General features: G+C 45.8%; 1 protein-coding gene. It reads left to right on the top strand.

The genetic code is table 11. The features are described from left to right. Positions 1-1,599, top strand: a 1,599-nt coding sequence (locus tag CHI06_RS23505) for a S8 family serine peptidase (protein ID WP_179292752.1), incomplete at both ends; no start/stop codon positions are given.

The raw sequence follows: 1,599 nt of genomic DNA, 5'->3' as shown, positions 1-1,599 counted from the left end.
GATCAAAAACAAACGGCTGCCAAAACCGAATTGATGAAACGCTCCGCTGTCGTTTCATCCCTTCGCGCTAAAGCTAACGAAACTCAATACTCGATCAAAAACTATCTGGATCAAGAAAAAAAGAAGGGAAATGTCAAAGAGTTTCAATCCTTCTATATCGTCAACGGGATGGCGGTAACAGCAACCAAAGAAGTGATGGAGAAGCTTGCTACCTTCCCTGAAGTCGAAAAAATCGAGCCCAACGAAACGGTACAGTTGAGCTCAAATGAAAGCGGTGAAACATCCGCCCAACCAACAACTGATATCGAACCAACAGGTGATATCGAACCAACAGCTGATATCGAACCAACAGGTGATATCCAACCAACAACTGATATCCAACCAACAGGTGATATCGAACCAACAGCTGATATCCAACCAGACACCACTTCAATCGAATGGAATATTGCAAAAATCGACGCACCACAAGCCTGGAATATGGGCTTTGATGGTACGGGAACTGTAGTCGCTACTATCGATACAGGAGTCAATTGGAATCACCCTGCTTTAAAAGAAAAGTATCGGGGTTACAACCCAGCCAATCCAGATCAACCTGACAATACCTTCAACTGGTTTGATGCTGTTAATGGGAAGTCGGCTCCATATGATGAGCCTGGTCAAGGTACCCACGTCACAGGCATCATGGTTGGTTCTGAACCTAATGGTTCAAATCAAATTGGGGTTGCTCCAGGCGCAAAATGGATCGCTGTGAAAGCCTTTAACTATAATGGTGGAACCGGCCTCATGGTCGATCTACTGGAAGCTGGAGAATGGATTCTTGCTCCAAAGGATGCCCAAGGCAACCCACATCCAGAAAAAGCACCTGACGTAGTGAACAACACCTGGGGTAAATATCAAGAAGGAATCGATGAATGGTTCCGTCCAATGGTGCAAAACTGGCGTGCAGCTGAGATTTTCCCTGTGTTCGTTGCTGGAAATGGAGCAGGTTTGACTTTGGGACGCATCTGGAACCCAGCCAACTATCCGGAATCGTTCACTATTGGCGTTACGGATAGTAATAATCAGCGTGCTTCTTTCTCCGCACGTGGTCCTTCGCCATATGGAGAAATGAAGCCAGACATTACCGCTCCAGGTGTTGGCGTCCGCTCTTCCTGGAAAGGTAGCAACTATCAAGGATTGAATGGGACTGGTTCGGGTGCTCCACACGTTTCTGGAGTCGTTGCCTTGATGAGGCAGGCGAATCCATCTATTACTGTTGATAAAATTGAACAAATTTTACATGATTCGGCAATGCCATTAACTGATTCCGAATTTCCAACTTCACCAAACAATGGTTATGGTTATGGTTTAGTAAACGCCTATAACGCTGTCTCCTCCATTGTCAGCGGACTAGGCCGAGTTCAGGGACAAGTGGTTCGTGAAGGTCAAGATACTGAGAATCCAACTTATCAGCATACCGCACCAACTGAAACATTTACGAATATGACATTACCTCTTACTGTTCAAGTACAAGACAATGTCAGTGTAAGCAGTGTAGAGCTACAATACCGTGCAAGCGAAACTGACGAATGGCAAACAGTAGCGGCAACTCGTACCGCA

Source organism: Bacillus sp. 7884-1, from assembly GCF_002272245.1.
Lineage (GTDB): Bacteria > Bacillota > Bacilli > Bacillales > Cytobacillaceae > Neobacillus.
The sequence above is the reverse complement of the archived record's forward strand: the minus strand, read 5'-3'. Positions and strand labels throughout refer to the sequence as shown.